This window comes from Psychrobacter sp. Cmf 22.2 (genome assembly GCF_001921745.1).
Taxonomy (GTDB): Bacteria; Pseudomonadota; Gammaproteobacteria; order Pseudomonadales; family Moraxellaceae; genus Psychrobacter.
In genome coordinates, this window is sequence record NZ_MRYA01000009.1 from 1 (window position 1) to 15,089 (window position 15,089).

The window sequence follows — 15,089 nt, forward strand, 5'->3', positions numbered from 1 at the left end:
CCGAACTCAGAAGTGAAACATCGTCGCGCCAATGGTAGTGTGGCTCCGGCCATGTGAGAGTAGGTCATCGTCAGCTCCCTATTCCAAAAAGCCCCCGACACATGAGTGTTGGGGGCTTTTTTTATGCATAGAATTTAGTAGTATGGCTGAAACGCAATATGAATTAAAACATGAAAAATATCGGTAGTTTAGCCCTAATACAGCAGTAGCAAGTAACTAACTATAATAACTATTTAATATTTTCATCTAAAATGATTTGACTTATATCATTATAGCTGATAATTTCAAATATAATCTTTATCTACAAGTAATAACAATTGCTTTACGTTGTGATAAAAAGTATTGTTTATGTAATAGATTTAGACTAGAATTTTAGGACTATTATATTTTTAGTTTTGTATATAATTATTGTCCTAAATTTTTCCTCTTCTCACAATTATCAAAAGGAATTGATAATGAAGTTAGCTCCTCTTTTTTCAATAGGTGCCTTAGCAGCCATGAGTATCATCGGTTGTTCTAATCAAACATCTGAAAGTACAGATACTCCATCAGTTTCTTCTGAAGAAACCACTGTTTTACGTTTTTCACACTTTTGGCCTGCAACTTCTTCAATCAGTAAAGAAGTATTTGAACCATGGGCCAAACAGATAGAAACAGAGTCTGATGGACGTTTAAAAGTCGAGCTCTATCCTTCCGCTGGTCTTGCTAAAGCTGACGTTACTTATGAGTCTGCTGCAAAGGGTACGATCGATATAGGTTCACAAGCACATGGCTATACCAATGGACGCTTTCCTTTAACTCAAATAACTGAGCTTCCAGGTTTGTCTAACTCAGCCACTCAGATGGGTTGTATGCTACAAACTCTATATGACGATGGTACGCTTGCCAGTGAATACGAAGATTCACATCTATTATTTATGTATGGTGCTGGACCAGGTTCTTTGCACACTACTGATAAGTTGATTCGTACGCCAGAAGATATGAAAGGTATGCGCATTCGCAGACCTTCAGCGGTTGCTGGGGATATTATAGAAAGCGCGGGGGCATCACCTGTTGGCTTACCTGCTAACGATATGTACACTTCTCTACAGCGCGGTGTCGTAGATGGACTTAGTTTCCCATGGGAGGCGGTCACAGCTTTCAAAATTGATGAAATAACTAAATATCATACTAATATTCCTTTTTATAGTTCGGCCCTTATGGTTACTATGAACAAAGATAAGTATGAAAGTTTGCCTGATGATTTAAAGCAAGTACTTGATAATAACTCAGGGATGGCGCTTGCCAATAAGGTTGGTGAAGTGTTCGATAAGCATGATCAATTGGCTATACAAGCTGCTAAAGATAAAGGTGACGAAATCATTGAAATTCCAGACCCTCTTAACGACCCAGCATGGAAAGGACCACTTGAAGCTGGCACTCAAAAATATCTAAATGACGTTAACGCTTTAGGTTTAGATGCCGATGCTGTGTATGAAAAAGCCAAAGCCGCCAGCGCCGCCTGCAAAGTCTAAAAAGTATATCCTATCAGAGGCAGCCCCTTTATGGCATCTTTAAACAACCTCAGCACCCTCATCTCTAGGCTGTGCCAATTTATTGGCGGCATCAGCCTGGTCATCATCGTTTTAACCACCATGCTAGACGTCATTGCCCGCTACATCTTTAAGCTTACAGGCGGCGAGCTTGGCTTCACCGTCAAAGGCAGCGTCGAGATTGTCTCCTACTTCATGTTGTTTGCGCTGCTCGCTGCCTTTGCCGCCTTTGTCGAACGCTCACAAATCATCGTCGACGTCTTCACCCAAAAGATGTCACAAGCCGTCAAAGGCTATATGATGGGCGTATTCATGATAGGCTTTTTTATCATCGGACTCGTCTTCACCTGGGGGTTGTATGAAAGCGCTATCGATGCCATCGAATTTGGCAAAGTTACCCAAGACCTGCGTATCTCCATGATGCCCATCTATGCCATCAGCGCTTTCTTAAGCTTATTGCTGGCCATACGCTCCCTAATCGAATCCATCAACATCTTTAAAACAGGCGAATTCTTTGACGCTGAGGAGACAGGCGCATGAGTCCAGAAATTATTGGGGCCATCGGCCTACTAGTCATGATCCTACTGGTCGTCATACGCGTCCCCGTCGCCCTTGCCATGCTAGGCGTCGGTCTGGTCGGCTTTGGCGCCGTTACCTCCACTGGAGGCGCCATACAGATGCTCAAAGACATTCCTGTCGACGTCTTAGCAAAGTATGACTTTAGCGCCATACCACTCTTTATCTTAATGGGCGTCTTTGCCACCCACTCAGGCATGGCTGGCAAACTCTTTGAAGCCACCCGCACCATCTTTGGTGGCGTCAGAGGCAGTCTTGGTATTGCCGGTATCGGCTCCTCTGGTATCTTTGCCTCCATCTCAGGATCATCCTTAGCCACCGCTTCCACCATGACCAAAGTGGCCCTGCCGCAAATGGAGAAATACGGCTATCAGCCAGGCTTTGCTTGTGGCATCTTGGCCGCGGGTGGTACGCTTGGCATCATGATACCGCCCAGTATCGCCTTACTGGTGTACGCCATCCTAACCCAGCAGTCCGTTGGCGACATGTTTATCGCAGGCTTTTTGCCTGGCATGCTTGGCATGCTTATGTACTCGATCACTGTCATGATCATGGTACGCTGGAAACCACACCTAGCTCGGCGCGGCGAGTCAACCTCATGGAAAGCCAAGCTGCTCTCACTGACAGGGTTGATACCGTTCACCTTTATCTTTATTGTGATCATCGCTGGTATCTTCTTTGGTCTGTTTACCCCAACAGAGGGGGCTGCGGTTGGCGCCTTTGTCTCTTGGGCCTATGCTGCTGTCAAAGGCATGCGTATGGAGGGGCTAAAGCAGTCACTGATTGAAACCTTGGCGCTGTCTGCGGTGGTGTTCTTTATGCTACTTGGGGCAGAGGCACTCGGTTACTTTGTTTCAGTCTCTCGCCTGTCTTATTCGTTAGCGACGTGGATTGGGGGACTTGCGGTCAGTCCGATGATTGTTTTGATCTGTATTTTGTTTATGTACTTTTTACTTGGACTGTTTATGGATGCCCTTGCGATGCTGGTGATTACCATTCCGGTGGTGTTTCCGATTATCTTGGCCCTTGGGTTTGATCCGGTGTGGTTTGGGATTATTGCAGTGTTGACGGTGGAGCTTGGTCTTATCACGCCGCCGATGGGGATGAATATCTTTGTAATTAAGGCGATGGCCCCGCATATCAAGCTATCTGATATGTTTCGAGGGGTGGCACCGTTTATTGTCTCTGATGTTATTCGCTTGGTTATTCTGGTTGCGTTCCCAGCGGTTTCTTTGGTGCTGCTTGGTTAAGAGAGTAGTTCAGCTCAGTAGCAAAATCTAGAGAAGAGCTGTTTTTATTGGCCATATCGTTATTATAACGGTATGGCTTTTTTACGAGTACAATATAAGCTTAATAAGCTTACGTATTCAACTTGTCATTTAAAGGACTCAAAGATTAATGTTAGTATAATATTCCTACGCTATACACTATCTTAGACCTACTAAGTACAAGATATTGTCGTATTAGTGCTTACTATTATAAGAATGCAGTAGATGTAGTAAACTGGAGAGCTAAAATTTTAAGTAGAGACCGTTATGGCAGTTGATTTTAGTAATACTTTAATAGTTGCAATATCTGCAACCGCATTATTCGATTTATCAGAATCTGAAAATTATTTGTTACAGTTATTGCAGCAGCAACCTAATAGCGCGGTCAAAGAGTTTCGTGATTACATGGCAGCACGTGAAAATGATGAGTTGAATACTGGTGCAGGCTATCCACTTATTAAGGTATTACTCAATCTAAATAACTACAATCAACCACCAACAGATTTAGATGTTGAAGCACCTTTAGTAGAAGTTGTTATTGTCTCAAAAAGTAGTCCTGATACTGGTATTCAAGTGCTCAATGCCATACGCGCTCATGGACTAAATATATCGCGCTCAGCTTTTATTTCTGGAAGTCCGGTCGCACCTTACATTGCTGATTTCAAAGTAGACCTGTTTTTGACTACCAATCGTAACGATGCACAACAGGTTGCAGATGCCAATATCTGTGCTTGTGCAATACTTGATGCCACTCCTGTGAATACTTATGAGCTTGATACTGAGCAGTTGCGTATTGCTTTTGACGGTGACGCCGTATTGTTTGATGATTCAGGAGAGTTGCTATATAAGCAAAAGGGTTTACAGGCATTCCATGAGCGTGAAGCTCGGATGCATGACCTGCCTATTGAAAAAGGCCCTTATGCTGAACTGTTAATTAAGCTTTCAAGCTTACAAGAACGTTTACCAGCACGGCTGAATCATTGTCCAATAAAAATTGCACTAGTGACAGCTCGTAATGCACCCGCTGACTTACGCGCTATTAAGACGCTACGTGAGTGGGGCGTAGATGTTGATATGGCGTTTTTCTTAGGTGGACTTGAAAAAACAGCAGTACTCAAGACTTTTGCACCGCATATCTTTTTTGATGATTCAATTCAGCATATTGATGCTGCTCGTCGCTTTGTGCCTACTGCACTGGTGCCTTACCACTCAACGTCTTTATTACATGCTAACAGTTATTTAACTGCCACTAAAAATACTCCACTATTATCCTTTACCTCTACGCAGCCTGTTATTTCTTCTGCAGACCATTAACTTAAAACTAAATGAAAGGACTAAAGATGAATGGGCGACAAGTGTCAGCGTTAGTTGTGGTTCGACTTAAGCAGGTTATTGGCTTATATGCTTTTGTACTTGTACCGATGTGGGGTATGTTTTTTCTAAATGAATTTGCATTATTTGGACTGTGGAATATTTTTGGTATCGTGCCACGTACGTTAGACATAGGCAGCATGATCGGTATATTTGCTTCATGGACAATGCATGGTAATCTTGCCCATCTATTGGGTAATACGTTGACGTTGTTGCAGATTTTATTTTTGTTTGGGCTTTTTGAAAACAATGCTTATCGTACAGTACTTAAATTGGTTGTCGCATCAGGGCTAATCACATGGGTTATTGGTTCGCCATTATCCATACATATCGGCGCCTCAGGCCTTTGTTTTGCCATGCTTGGGTTTATGATAGGAGGCGCTTTATTTGCCAAGCGTTGGGGTTACTTATTGGCTTGTATAATCATGGGAACAGGTTATTGGCTCATTATCAAGCAAGGCCTGATGCCACAGTCTGGTATCTCTTTCGCAGCGCACTTTGGCGGTTTATGTGCAGGTTTGCTACTAGGAGCAAACTCAAAGCATCACTATACAAGTATGACCGTTCGTGGCTAAGCTTTATCAGAGCATATACTGGTAAAAAGTAACTCATCCTTTGCCAAGTCTCGCCATGCAGTTGTTTGCCTCACATGCTCATCGATTGTAAGCGTACTACCTTTTTCCGGTAGTACATAATCTGCACGTGCAGGAGCATTACAATCTATAACTTGTGGGACTTTTTGTACACTTCTACGTCTTTCAAACAAATATAAATTGACCAAATATATGTCTGAGTTATCCGCCTGTACGCTCGCATTATCAACATCTGCTGCTATAAAGCGTAATATTTGCGGTTTAGCATAAGACCATGGACGAAACCATTCTGTACTTTCAGCTGTTTTAACAACGGTGACACCTTCAGGAAGCTTAGCGACTTGCTGATGGTACCAGTTATATTCTTGATGTATTTGAAAAGCAAATATGCCAACAGCGGCAAATAAAGGAATGAGCCATTTTGGAGCACGCTTTCCTGCCAACTTACTAAGGTGAGTTATGATAAGTGCCAACCCAGCCATACCAAATGCAGCAGCTATGGTAGCGATAAACTCAAAAAGCATAAAATTTCCTTAATACATAGATATAGTCATAGAGTTTTATAACGATAGGATAAAAAAATCACTCACAAGCAACTGCTGCCTGTGAGCGATATATAGTAATAAAAGATATACCATCATACGTAAGCTTAGTGGTCTATTGCACCACCTGCACCACGTGGAGAACGTACACTTTCAACCAATTCTTGAATGTGTAATGGTGGTGCTTTAGTAGCATAAGATACTGCGAATGCTACTGCAAAGTTGATTAAGGCACCAATAGCACCAAATGATAACGGCGAAATACCAAACAACCAGTATTCGGCGGTATCAGGGAAGTTAGCAGTACCACTGACAAAGAACCAGCCTTTGAATACAAAGATATATACGAGCGTACTGATAAGACCCGCTAACATACCAAAGATTGCACCTAAATTATTGATACGTTTGGAGAAAATGCCCATCATAAGTGCAGGGAATAGCGAAGCACCAGCGATACCGAAGGCTAAAGCGACCACCTGTGCTGCAAAACCTGGTGGATTTAGGCCAAGCCATGTAGCAACAACGATTGCAACAGCCATTGAGATACGTGCGGCTAACAATTCGCCCTTATCAGTAATATTTGGATTTAGGTTGCGTTTGATTAAGTCATGGCTGATTGCAGATGAGATTGCAAGTAGTAGACCAGCGGCTGTTGACAAGGCTGCTGCCAAACCACCTGCTGCAATAAGACCAATAACCCATGGTGGAAGCTGAGCGATTTCTGGGTTAGCAAGTACTAAGATATCAGCATTAACATCAAGCTCATTACCTGACCAACCAGCATCGGCGAAGCGACCATCAACTTCTGCATCATGTGCAGTACGAGCGGCATCAACAGCTGCTGTCGCTGCGGCAACATCACCACCTTCAGCTTCAGCTGTGTTAAGTGCTAACTGGGCTGCTCCCAAACCACTGTCGTTATATAATTGAATACGACCATCGTTGTTTAAATCATTGTACTTAATAAGACCTGTATCTTCCCATGTTCTCATCCAATCAGGACGCTGCTCATAGGTAAGGGCAGGCTGATCGACACCTTGTGGATAAACAGTATCGATTAAGTTTAAACGTGCCATTGCACCTACCGCAGGGGCAGTGAAATATAGCAAAGAGATAAATACCAAAGTCCAACCAGCAGTCCAACGTGCATCAGCTACTTTAGGAACTGTGAAGAAACGAATAATAACGTGTGGTAGGCCTGCTGTACCAATCATAAGTGATAGGGTAAATAAGACCATATTAAGCTTATTAGGCACATCGGCAGTATAAGCAGTAAAACCAAGATCAGTAACGACCTGATCAAGCTTCGTTAAGATAGGAATACCTGACTCTGCATGAGTTGAGAACAGACCCAGACCTGGAATTGGATTACCTGTTAGCTCAAGTGAGATAAAGACTGCTGGAATGGTATAAGCAATCATCAGAACGACGTACTGAGCCACCTGCGTGTAAGTAATACCTTTCATACCACCTAATACCGCGTAGAAGAATACGACAACAGCAGCAATCAGCAGGCCGGTTGTGTTTTCTACTTCTAAGAAGCGTGAGAAGGCAACACCAGCACCAGTCATCTGACCGATAACATACGTGGTTGAGGCGACGATCAAACAAACAACTGCAATCATAGCAGCAGTTTTTGAATAAAAGCGATCGGCAATAAAGTCAGGAACCGTAAACTTACCAAACTTACGTAAATAAGGCGCTAAAAGCATGGCAAGTAGAACGTAACCGCCAGTCCAGCCCATTAAGTAAGTTGATGCGCCGTAACCGCCCGCTGCAATCAAACCTGCCATTGAAATAAAAGAAGCAGCACTCATCCAGTCAGCTGCTGTAGCCATACCGTTTACAACAGGATGGACACCGCCACCTGCAACATAGAACTCACTGGTGGTTCCAGCACGTGCCCAAATTGCAATACCAAAGTATAGAGCAAAAGATAGGCCTACAAAAATAATATTGATAGTAAATTGACTCATGCTCTATTCCTCGTCTACGCCATATTGTTTATCTAATTTATTCATACGCCATGCGTAAAAGAAAATTAAAATGATAAATATTGCAATAGATCCTTGTTGAGCGAACCAAAAACCTAAATCAGTACCGCCAATTTTGATACCTACTAATAATGGACGCAATAAGATTGCAAAACCATAGGAACATAGGGCCCAGACGACTAGACTACCTAAAATAAGACGGACATTGGCACGCCAATAACCGGATGGGTCGTTGTGGTTTTCCATAGGACAACTCCTTTTGCCTGACATAAATACAAGATTAATGATTGATTTTTAACAAGTCATTGTGGTTTAGCGTATATTGTCCAAATCTATAGCGTTTATAACGTAAGCATAGATCTATACAATACAAGGGACTAAAACAGAATGACCAATCAATATAACCAATCAAAAACTACCAACAACATGAACACGTTCGAAACAGCTTTTCATAACATTAAAATCTTATAAAAGACATAACAACCTGTGTAATACTGCTGATAATACAACGTAACTTATAAATTTAAGGGAGGTTTATATAAAATAACGCTCCGTCGTTTTTATCTAACCTTTTTAAAGTTTTATGTATCTGACGTCTTTTAACTTGAGTCTAGAATATATAAAGTTAACAGTACAATTTAAGTTTTAAATAAGTCTATGGTTAATTAGGCAATATTATTATAATTATGAAGCTTAACCTCTTAATTACTGTTATTTATACATATGCGTTTTATATTTGTTGTCATAAGAAAAATGTATATATGAATTGTACAAAACAATGAAAACAGTACATCTGCTATAAAAGTCAAATAATTGTCTTACTATTATTAAACTGGTTAGTCATAAACTTATTAGGAATATATACAATATTTATCCAATTAACAATAAATAAATGTAAATTACTTATTGTAACTAAATGTTTATTTAACAGAAACCTAACATAACTCCCTGTGCTTATTAGCGTGAAAATGATTGTTTACCTATCGTTATATGCCAAAAAAGGACAAATTTCATTGACATCTTAATATTTATATTCGCTTTACGCCATTTATTTTAGAAATAAATTACCTTGAGTAGTAATGCAGGTTGATAGTAGGCATCCAAATAGTGATAATTTAATCAAACCCGTTGTATAGCTAAGAGATGTATTTACCATTTAAGCTTATTGTCTCCTAACTCATCAGCGTAAAAGAGCCAAAATGCTTATAGTAAGTTAAAATGTAGATACAGAAGAGCTGGGTTCAGTTACAGTTTAGGTAACGAATAAAAGCGTTTTGAAGAATGATCGAAGATAACCTTCGTAGTAACGGTTACTAATAGTGTCCCGCTATAGATTTTAAGATAGCGTCAACTATGAGACCATCGGGCAAAATATAAGCTTATGATGCAAGTGACAGCATCACTAATATATAAAATGAAGGTGAAAGTATGGGTGAAGGGATAGTAGGTTGGTTCAATAACATCGTAAATTATGGTGTTAGTATCATTTGGGGTAACAATGAGTGGTTAATTGTTAATAACCCTTGGTATGGGCTATTAATGTTTGTACTAATTGGTGCTGGTCTTTATTTTACAGTGGTTACACGCTTTATTCAGTTTCGTCATTTTGGACATATGTGGAAATTGTTACGTGTGTCCAATCAAGGCCGTAAAGATGGAGGAATCAGCTCGTTTGAAGCTTTGATGACCTCTCTTGCCGCGCGGGTCGGTACGGGTAATCTGGCAGGGGTGGCGATTGCTATTTATCTTGGCGGGCCTGGGGCTGTGTTTTGGATGTGGATGACTGCAATTGTTGGTATGTCAACCAGCTTCATCGAGTCGACCTTAGCACAAGCATATAAAGTACCGCACAACGATAATGTATACCGCGGTGGACCTGCTTACTATATTGAAAAAGGCCTAGGTAAACGCTGGCTTGCGATATTTTTCTCAATATGTTTGCTCGTTGCGTTCGGTTTGGCTTTTAATGGTGTGCAATCAAATACCATCGCACAGGCGACCAATGAAGCATTTGGTATCCCTACGTGGATGACAGGCGTTGTGTTGGTCTTACTGGTTGCACCAGTGGTGTTCGGTGGCTTACGTTCGGTTGCACGTATCGCTGGTAAAATCGTCCCAGTAATGGCCATCTTATACATATTACTAGCGCTATTTATTATCGTCACTAACTTTAGTCAATTCCCAGCCGCTATCGCATTTATAGTCAAGTCTGCATTTGGTTTTGAGCAAGCAGCAGGCGGTGTCATTGGTTATGGTATTGCTCAGGCAATGATTAACGGTATTAAGCGTGGCCTTTTCTCCAACGAAGCAGGTATGGGTTCAGCGCCTAATGCTGCTGCAACTGCTAAAAGCCATCCAGATCATCCAGCGGTACAAGGCTTTATGCAAATGCTGGGTGTCTTTATGGATACGTTAATTATTTGTACTGCAACAGCGTCCATCATTATTCTATCAGGTGTGGTTGATCCAAACGTTGAACAAGAAGGTATTCAGCTGACGCAGTTGGCTTTATCACAGTATGTTGGTGATCTGGGTGTGGTCTTCGTTGCCATTGCTATTTTCTTTTTCTCATTTACCTCTATTATTGCCAATTATAGTTATGGCGAGTCTAATCTTGAGTTTATCTCTGGTGCCAAAAATGCCAAGGTCATGATTATGATCTTCCGCTTTATGGTATTAGGAATGGTGTTCGTCGGTGCTATTGCCAGCCTACCTGCGATATGGAACTTTGCTGATTTGTCTATGGGGCTTATGGCTTTAACCAACTTAGTAGCTATCTTAATCTTGTCACCTGTGGCACTTAGAATATTGCGTGACTATGAGCGTCAAGTCAAAGAAGGCAAAACTGGGGATCAAATCAAATTTGACCCTGATGACTTTGTTAAGTTAAAAGATGAAGCAAATCGCGATGCTTGGACCGATTAGGCTTTACTATGTAGTCATTCAACTGAGTTGTTGAATAGTTAAACACAAAAAACCGCCCTTATTATTAAGGGCGGTTTTTATTAAAAAGCGATTAATGGTTTGTGACGAAAATTATCTCAAGCATCATTTATTCAAGCATAGTTTACATGTTTGGATAGTTAGGACCACCGCCACCTTCTGGCGTTACCCATGTGATGTTCTGTGAAGGGTCTTTGATATCACAAGTTTTACAGTGTACGCAGTTTTGGGCGTTGATGACAAACTTTGCACCTTCAGCGTCTTTTGTCACTTCATAAACACCAGCTGGGCAGTATAGACGTGCAGGCTCAGCATACAATGGCAGGTTAATAGATACAGGTACTGTCGGATCTGTCAGCTTTAAATGTGTGGGCTGATTCTCTGCATGATTGGTGTTAGAGATAAATACTGAAGACAATTTATCAAATACCAGTTTACCATCAGGCTTAGGATATACGGGCTGATATGCATGAGCTGCACGCTCTAGCTGATCGTAGTCTTTTAAATTATCATGAATAGTCAATGGCATTTTGCCACGTAGAATATTTTGGTCGATGAAGTTAAACGCACCGCCCATCCATTGGCCCATACGGTGCATTGCAGGCGCAAAGTTACGTGCCTCATAATTATCTTGATAGAGCCACGACTCTTTATACATCGTGCTGTATGCAACCACATCATCATGCTGACGCTCAGCCTGTAGTGCTTCAAAGATAGCTTCAGCTGCTAGCATACCTGATTTCATTGAAGTGTGAGTGCCTTTGATTTTTGCGGCATTCAAAAACCCTGCATCATCACCCACGAGTACGCCGCCTGGGAAAGTGAATTTCGGTAAAGAGTTGAGACCGCCTTTGGTTAAAGCTCGCGCACCATAAGAGATGCGTTTACCACCTTCTAAGATATTGCGAATAAGCGGATGTAGCTTTAGGCGCTGCAACTCATCAAATGGTGACATGTATGGGTTAGAATACGATAAATCGATGACCATACCGAAGCTGACTTGGTTGTTTTCGTCAAAGTATAACCACCAGCCGCCAGTCGACCCAGTATCAGTCAAAGGCCAACCTGAACCGTGCATGACCACACCTTGCTCGTGTTTGTCAGGTGAAACTTCCCATAGCTCTTTTAGACCAATACCATAATGCTGCGGATCAGAGTCTTTATCTAGGCTAAAACGGCTGATTAGGCGTTTGCCAAGGTGACCACGGCAACCTTCAGCAAAGATAGTATATTTGGCCAAAAGCTCATAACCTGGCTCAAAACTGGCTTTGGCTTCACCATCAGCAGCTACGCCCATATCTCCTGTCAAGATACCTTTTACTGAACCGTCATCGTTGTATAAAATATCAGAAGCAGGGAAGCCTGGGAACATCATGACTTCTAGCTCTTCTGCCTGCTCAGCAAGCCAGCGCACGACATTGCCTAGCGAGACAATATAATTGCCTTCATTATGCATGCTGGCTGGTACGATCGAATCCATCAGCTTCGTGCTTTTGGTCTCAGAGCCGAGCATATAAACGCGATCTTCGATAGCAGGCACGTTTAAAGGCGCACCTTTAGCTTTCCAGTCAGGTATTAATTCGTCCAAAGCACGAGGCTCAATCACCGCACCTGATAATATGTGTGCGCCAAACTCAGAGCCTTTTTCAACGACACATACCATAAATTCGTCGTTGCCTGCTTCAATGGCCAGCTGTCGTAAGCGAATAGCAGCAGACAGACCTGAAGGGCCACCACCGACGATAATAACGTCGAACTCCATCGATTCGCGCTCGATTTCAGGCTCTACTGGCTCAGGTTCAGGTGCTGTTTCAGCAGGTGCTTTGTCAACAAGGTTGTCTTCGGTAGCTTCTTCTTCAATAACTTCTTCAGTGACAGCAGCTTCAGTTGTCTCTTTTTCAGCAGAGTTTTCTTCTACATTGACGTCGGTCGGCGCTGGCGACTCTGTGTGGGGTGTATCTACAGTGCTTGGTGCGTCAGTATTGACGATATCAGCATCAACGACTGGCGTTTGTTTATCTTGCTCTTGCATACCTACTCCTAAACTCTATAGTGGCTTATCTATGGGTACAATCGCACTTAAATAATATGGCTTGCGACACAAGTACCTCTCAGACATATGGCTGCCCGATAAAAACTGTCTTTGCGGCATTAATCGACAATATCTTCATTGAGATCATATTAATGAACAACATAATAAAGGACAATCAAAACGACATACTTATCGTCATCTTAATAAAATTCGTTACTCATTATAAAAGAAAAGTCCTATAAACACGATACGCATTTATAGATATCGGTGTTAAGGTAAGACTAATACGATGAGTATGTAAAGTCTAATCGTTTTATCATACCCGAAACTATAATTAATAGTAGTGCTGTCGTTATCAAACTTTGATGAATATTAGGAAACCATGCTATGAGTAGCAATATAATTAATGATACTAGCGATTCGACCATGACAGCGAACAACGATGCTGAGGACAGTGGCAAGCGCACTCCAATCCTAAACAATTTAGATTCCTTAAGCCAGTATTTGAAGTCATCCGCTAGTACTCGTCAGGGACGATCTATACCGCCACTTGAAAAGTGGCAACCAGAGCAAACGATAGATATGGATCTGGTCATCAAAGCAAATGGAGAATGGTGGCATGAAGGAGGGGTAGTGACTCGGCAGTCATTGGTCAGTTTGTTTGCCACTATTTTATGGAAGGAAGAAAACAATGGTGCTACTGAGTATTTTTTAAAGACACCAGTACAGAAGCTACGTATCCAAGTTGAAGATGTACCATTATTGATTAATGATGTAGGCATCGTAACAGAAGAGGGCGTAAGCTGGTTAGAGTTTACAACGATGACAGGTGATGTAGTACGTTTGGATAACGAGCATCCAATTGAGCTGCGCTCTTATAAGCCTACAACTAAAGATAGCGTAGCAGAGGAGCAAGTGCGGCCTTATATGCTTGTTCGTAATGGGTTGACTGCGTTGATTGGCCGTAATACATTTTACCACTTAACTGAGATCGGTCAGTTAAAAGAGCAAAACGATGAAATAATACTGACTTTAGAGAGTGGGGGACAGTCTTATCAGTTATTTATGCCTGCTGATTGATTTTCACTTATTATAAGAATGAATATATCGATTGAGGGCGAGTGCGTCAAACGTTGACATGCTTTAAAATAAGTTATCTTATCAAATAATACGGCAATACATTGTGAACCAACATATTAATTTTGCTAGGCTAGCTCTAACCAATAACATACATCACAATAGCAGTACTGAGCTATGAGTACTGCTGCTCCTGTTTTATCTTCAATACCGGATAGACTCTTTACCAACCCTAGCGATATAACAGTCGATTTAGTCGACTGCAAAAACGATATTAATCATAAAAATGACTTGGCGCCAATTGGTCTCTTTGATTCTGGCGTGGGCGGACTTTCAGTTTATCTGCATTTAGCGCAGCAACTACCGTCTGAACGCTATATCTATTATGCCGATACGCTGCATGTACCTTACGGCAATCGTGAGAGTCAAGATATTAAAGAATTGACATTGACAGCAGTAGAATGGCTGTACCAAAGAGGCTGTAAGCTTGTCGTTATCGCTTGTAATAGCGCTTCTGCACATGGGTTAGAGGCTGCACGTCAACATTACCCAAGCCTTCCTATCGTAGGTTTGGTCCCAGCACTTAAGCCTGCTGTTATAGCCAGCGACAGTGGTCATGTGGCCGTACTGGCTACCAAAGCAACGCTGGACGGTACATTACTCAATCAAGTCATTAGTGATGTTGCGTTACCTAGCGGGACTCAGGTAACCAAATATTTCGATCCGCAATTGGTGCCATGGGTAGAGTCTGGTATGCCAGAGACGTCTGAGGTCGCACAGCGTTTGCGCCAACAATTACAACACTTTGCCCATGCTAAGGTAGACTACTTGGTATTAGGGTGTACTCATTATCCCTTTTTTAAAGAGTTTTTGATTAATGAGATTAAATCGAAACAATTTGCCATACAAGTAGTAGACTCGGGACAAGCAATTGCCACGCGTGTACAGTCTTTGCTTGCCGAAAAAAAACTATTGGCTCAAAAGGCTTCGTTAGTGACTTGTCATGATAAGCCGCCGCTGATTTTTTATGCGTCCAAGCATGATGAGCGGTTAGATAAACTGGTAACGCGACTGTTGGGAGAACAGGTAAAAATAGAATATATGTTTTAGCTGTTAGATCAATAGTTTATATATTCTTTTATAGCGGTTCGCGATATTTAG

General features: G+C 41.8%; 12 protein-coding genes. 8 read left to right on the top strand and 4 right to left on the bottom strand.

All coding sequences use genetic code 11. The features are described from left to right. Positions 1–455: 455 nt before the first annotated feature. The 5 genes from BTV98_RS12460 to BTV98_RS12480 all read left to right on the top strand — a co-directional run bounded on the left by BTV98_RS12460 (position 456) and on the right by BTV98_RS12480 (position 5,322). Positions 456–1,514: a TRAP transporter substrate-binding protein gene (locus BTV98_RS12460; RefSeq protein ID WP_058369566.1), complete on the top strand. Its 1,059-nt coding sequence runs from the start codon at positions 456–458 to the stop codon at positions 1,512–1,514. A gap of 30 nt (positions 1,515–1,544) precedes the next feature. Continuing rightward, positions 1,545–2,072 carry a TRAP transporter small permease gene (locus BTV98_RS12465; RefSeq protein WP_075103710.1) on the top strand — a complete coding sequence of 176 codons (528 nt, stop codon included), beginning with the start codon at positions 1,545–1,547 and terminating at the stop codon, positions 2,070–2,072. After that, positions 2,069–3,358: a TRAP transporter large permease gene (locus tag BTV98_RS12470; protein WP_075103711.1), complete on the top strand. Its 1,290-nt coding sequence runs from the start codon at positions 2,069–2,071 to the stop codon at positions 3,356–3,358. Before BTV98_RS12465 ends, BTV98_RS12470 begins: the two co-directional genes overlap by 4 nt. A gap of 285 nt (positions 3,359–3,643) precedes the next feature. Then, on the top strand, positions 3,644–4,690 hold the full coding sequence (locus tag BTV98_RS12475) for a 5'-nucleotidase (RefSeq protein ID WP_058369564.1): 1,047 nt from the start codon (positions 3,644–3,646) through the stop codon (positions 4,688–4,690). A gap of 26 nt (positions 4,691–4,716) precedes the next feature. Then, a complete protein-coding gene (locus tag BTV98_RS12480; RefSeq protein ID WP_058369563.1) occupies positions 4,717–5,322 on the top strand; it encodes a rhomboid family intramembrane serine protease in 606 nt (201 codons plus the stop codon). Here BTV98_RS12480 and BTV98_RS12485 read toward each other — a convergent pair. The 3 genes from BTV98_RS12485 to BTV98_RS12495 all read right to left on the bottom strand — a co-directional run bounded on the left by BTV98_RS12485 (position 5,319) and on the right by BTV98_RS12495 (position 8,122). Continuing rightward, positions 5,319–5,864, bottom strand: coding sequence for a hypothetical protein (locus BTV98_RS12485; RefSeq protein ID WP_058369562.1), 546 nt, complete (start codon positions 5,862–5,864; stop codon positions 5,319–5,321). The genes BTV98_RS12480 and BTV98_RS12485 overlap by 4 nt on opposite strands. 125 nt (positions 5,865–5,989) lie before the next feature. Beyond that, positions 5,990–7,858, bottom strand: coding sequence for a sodium:solute symporter family protein (locus BTV98_RS12490; protein ID WP_075103712.1), 1,869 nt, complete (start codon positions 7,856–7,858; stop codon positions 5,990–5,992). Between the two features lie 3 nt (positions 7,859–7,861). Continuing rightward, entirely contained in the window at positions 7,862–8,122 is a 261-nt protein-coding gene (locus BTV98_RS12495) for a DUF4212 domain-containing protein (protein ID WP_058369560.1), read from the bottom strand. 1,182 nt (positions 8,123–9,304) lie between these two features. Here BTV98_RS12495 and BTV98_RS12500 point away from each other — a divergent pair. After that, positions 9,305–10,801, top strand: coding sequence for a sodium:alanine symporter family protein (locus BTV98_RS12500; RefSeq protein ID WP_075103713.1), 1,497 nt, complete (start codon positions 9,305–9,307; stop codon positions 10,799–10,801). 142 nt (positions 10,802–10,943) lie between these two features. On the opposite strand, the gene BTV98_RS12505 is transcribed toward BTV98_RS12500, so the two are convergent. Next, positions 10,944–12,581: an electron transfer flavoprotein-ubiquinone oxidoreductase gene (locus tag BTV98_RS12505; RefSeq protein ID WP_075103733.1), complete on the bottom strand. Its 1,638-nt coding sequence runs from the start codon at positions 12,579–12,581 to the stop codon at positions 10,944–10,946. Positions 12,582–13,277: 696 nt separating this feature from the next. On the opposite strand from BTV98_RS12505, the gene BTV98_RS12510 reads away from it, so the two are divergent. Then, complete coding sequence (locus tag BTV98_RS12510) at positions 13,278–13,931, top strand: DUF1285 domain-containing protein (protein ID WP_058369558.1); 654 nt, start codon at positions 13,278–13,280, stop codon at positions 13,929–13,931. 174 nt (positions 13,932–14,105) lie between these two features. After that, complete coding sequence (gene murI, locus BTV98_RS12515; RefSeq protein WP_083606209.1) at positions 14,106–15,038, top strand: glutamate racemase; 933 nt, start codon at positions 14,106–14,108, stop codon at positions 15,036–15,038. Positions 15,039–15,089 lie beyond the last annotated feature (51 nt).